The sequence below is a fragment of the Methyloceanibacter sp. genome, from assembly GCF_051306395.1.
Taxonomy (GTDB): Bacteria; Pseudomonadota; Alphaproteobacteria; order Rhizobiales; family Methyloligellaceae; genus Methyloceanibacter.
In genome coordinates, this window is the sequence record NZ_JBPPND010000186.1 from 1 (window position 1) to 3,408 (window position 3,408).

Below are 3,408 nucleotides of genomic sequence, written 5' to 3' on the forward strand. Positions count from 1 at the left end.
ATCGGGGGCCGGATCGCCAGATAGACCCAAAACTGGCGGTCGGCCCCCGAAATCCGGCACTTCTACCTTGACGATAGAAGAATCGGCCTGATAAAACGCGCGGACTTCTCGGCAGGCGGTAGCCCAACGGAATTGATTGCCTTCGGGCGTGGGTTAGACGCTGCTGGACTAACCGGGATCAAATCGGGGTCAAGATCTTGGGGGCCATCCTCCAAGATCCTCTGTCTTGAGGCGCCGAAGACGCGGGACCACTCGCACCTTCGGCACTAGTGATGTGGGCATATGGCCCGCGGGTGAATGGGGCGTTCGCGCCTCCAAATGATTGGACGTAAAGGCTGCCATGCCCACGATTCAGCAATTGATCCGGAAGCCGCGCAAGCAACCGGTGAAACGCAATAAAGTGCCGGCCATGCAGGCCTGTCCGCAGAAGCGGGGGGTCTGTACGCGCGTCTACACCACGACCCCGAAGAAGCCGAACTCGGCGCTCCGGAAGGTCGCGCGCGTGCGCCTGACCAACCAGCAGGAAGTGACGAGTTACATTCCCGGCGAGGGCCACAACCTCCAGGAGCACTCGGTGGTGATGATCCGCGGCGGCCGTGTGAAAGACCTTCCCGGCGTGCGCTATCACATCATTCGCGGCGTGCTCGACACCCAAGGTGTCAATGCCCGCCGGCAGCGGCGATCGAAATACGGAGCCAAACGGCCCAAATAGTCGGGTCGTTTTTTTGCGTCTTAAGGAAACGGATTAGGCGACATGTCGAGGCGGCACAGAGCTGATAAGCGCGAGATCATTCCCGATCCCAAGTTCGGGGACATCGTGCTCACCAAGTTCATGAATTCCATCATGAAGGAAGGCAAGAAGTCGGCCGCCGAGCGGATCGTCTATGGCGCCCTCGACCAGATGGAAGATAAGGTCAAGCAGAACCCGATCGAGTTGTTCCATCAGGCGCTGCAGAACGTCATGCCGGCGCTCGAGGTTCGTTCCCGGCGTGTCGGTGGCGCGACCTATCAGGTGCCGGTCGAGGTCCGTTTGGACCGCCGCCAGGCGCTGGCCATTCGCTGGATCATTTCCGCGGCGCGCGGCCGCAACGAGAACACGATGGTGGAGCGGCTCTCCGGTGAGCTGCTTGATGCCGTCAACAACCGCGGGACCGCGGTGAAGAAGCGTGAGGATACGCACCGGATGGCGGAGGCCAATCGGGCCTTCTCGCACTATCGCTGGTAACCCTCTCAAGGATTTCGAACGATGCCTCGCACGACCCCTGTCCAGGACTATCGCAACATCGGGATCATGGCGCATATCGACGCCGGCAAGACCACGACCACCGAGCGGGTGCTCTACTACACGGGTAAGAGCCACAAGATCGGTGAGGTCCACGATGGCGCTGCGACCATGGACTGGATGGAGCAGGAGCAAGAGCGCGGCATCACCATCACCTCTGCCGCGACCACCGCTTTCTGGAAAGACAAGCGCATCAACATCATCGACACGCCCGGCCACGTGGACTTCACCATCGAGGTGGAGCGCAGCTTGCGCGTGCTCGACGGTGCGGTGGCGCTGCTCGACGCCAACCAGGGCGTGGAGCCGCAGACCGAAACCGTGTGGCGTCAGGCCGACAAGTATCATGTGCCGCGCATGATCTTCGTCAACAAGATGGACAAGATCGGCGCCGACTTCTTCATGTCTGTGAAAATGATCAAGGAGCGTCTCGGCGCGAACCCGCTCGTGCTCCAGCTGCCGATCGGCGCGGAGTCGAAATTCGCGGGCATTGTCGACCTTCTTCGTATGAAAGCCGTCGTTTGGGACGACGAGGGGCTCGGTGCGACGTTCCACGACGAGGATGTCCCGGGCGATCTCCAGGAGATCGCCAAGGAGTATCGCGACAAGCTGGTTGAGCAGGCGGTCGAGCTCGACGAGGAGGCCATGGAGGCCTATCTCGAGGGCAGAGAGGTGCCGGAAGAGAAGCTGAAAGCACTGATTCGCAAGGGCACCTGCAATCTCGACTTCGTCCCGGTGCTGTGCGGCTCCGCGTTCAAGAACAAGGGCGTGCAGCCGCTGCTCGACGCCGTGGTTGATTATCTGCCGTCGCCGCTCGACGTGCCTCCGATCAAGGCGATCGACGTGAAAACCGAGGAATTGGTGGCCCGTCCGGCGTCGGACGATGCGCCGCTGTCTATGCTTGCCTTTAAGATCATGAACGATCCGTTCGTCGGTTCGCTCACCTTCTGCCGCATCTACTCCGGCAAGGTCGAGACCGGCACGAGCCTGATCAACACGGTGAAGGACAAAAAAGAGCGCATCGGCCGCATGCTGCTCATGCACTCCAATCACCGCGAGGACATCAAGGAAGCCTATGCGGGCGACATCGTCGCCATTGCCGGCCTCAAGGATGTCACCACCGGCGACACGCTGTGCGATCCGAACAAGGCTGTGATCCTGGAGCGCATGGAGTTTCCCGAGCCCGTCATCGAGGTTGCCGTCGAGCCCAAGACCAAGAGCGACCATGAGAAGCTCGGCGTGGCGCTCAATCGTCTCGCGCAGGAGGATCCGTCCTTCCGCGTGTCGGTCGACCACGAGTCCGGGCAGACCATCATTAAGGGCATGGGCGAGCTTCATCTCGACATCATCGTCGACCGCATGAAGCGCGAGTTCAAAGTGGAAGCCAATGTTGGCGCGCCGCAGGTGGCGTATCGGGAGACCGTGTCGAAGACTGCCGACATCGACTACACACACAAGAAGCAGACCGGCGGCTCGGGCCAGTTCGCCCGCGTCAAGCTCCTGGTAGAGCCCAACGAGCAGGGCGCCGGGTACGAGTTCCTGAACAAGGTTGTCGGTGGCAACGTGCCGAAGGAGTACATCCCCGGTGTCGAGAAGGGCGTGAAGAGCGTCATCGACGCGGGCATTCTTGCCGGCTTCCCGATCCTCGATGTGAAGTGCACGCTGCTGGACGGCGCCTCGCACGATGTGGACTCGAGCGTCATGGCGTTCGAGATCGCCTCCCGTGCTGCTTTCCGGGAGGCCGCGCTCAAGGCCGGGCCGAAGCTGCTCGAGCCGATGATGAAGGTCGAGGTGGTGACCCCGGAAGATTATGTGGGCGGCGTCATCGGCGATCTGACGAGCCGGCGCGGGCAGGTGCGGGGTCAAGAATCCCGCGGCAACGCCACGGTGATCAATGCCATGGTGCCGCTTGCCAACATGTTCGGTTATGTGAACACGTTGCGTTCGATGAGCCAGGGCCGCGCCCAGTTCACGATGCAGTTCGATCATTACGCACAGGTGCCCCAGGCGGTCGCCGAAGAGGTGCAAGCGAAGTTCGCCTAAATCGTTGGGCGATGAAGAGTTAGCTTTTGGTGAGAAGAATGGAGAGCCAACATGGCTAAAGAGAAATTCGACCGGTCAAAGCCGCA

General features: G+C 61.1%; 3 protein-coding genes. All 3 read left to right on the top strand.

What is annotated here, in order from left to right:
* Positions 1-340 precede the first annotated feature (340 nt).
* The 3 genes from rpsL to fusA are packed head-to-tail and all read left to right on the top strand — an operon-like array spanning position 341 to position 3,322.
* Positions 341-712 (top strand): 30S ribosomal protein S12, encoded by a 372-nt coding sequence (gene rpsL, locus ACSLE4_RS09660; RefSeq protein WP_435904246.1) that lies wholly within the window; start codon positions 341-343, stop codon positions 710-712.
* A 42-nt stretch (positions 713-754) separates the two neighbouring features.
* A complete protein-coding gene (rpsG, locus tag ACSLE4_RS09665) occupies positions 755-1,225 on the top strand; it encodes a 30S ribosomal protein S7 (protein WP_435904247.1) in 471 nt (156 codons plus the stop codon).
* A 21-nt stretch (positions 1,226-1,246) separates the two neighbouring features.
* A complete protein-coding gene (gene fusA, locus ACSLE4_RS09670) occupies positions 1,247-3,322 on the top strand; it encodes an elongation factor G (RefSeq protein WP_435904248.1) in 2,076 nt (691 codons plus the stop codon).
* Positions 3,323-3,408 lie beyond the last annotated feature (86 nt).

Coding starts and splice junctions, on each gene's coding strand:
- fusA (WP_435904248.1), top strand. CDS start 1,247: ATGCCTCGCACGACCCCTGTCCAGGACTATCGCAACATCGGGATCATG.
- rpsG (WP_435904247.1), top strand. CDS start 755: ATGTCGAGGCGGCACAGAGCTGATAAGCGCGAGATCATTCCCGATCCC.
- rpsL (WP_435904246.1), top strand. CDS start 341: ATGCCCACGATTCAGCAATTGATCCGGAAGCCGCGCAAGCAACCGGTG.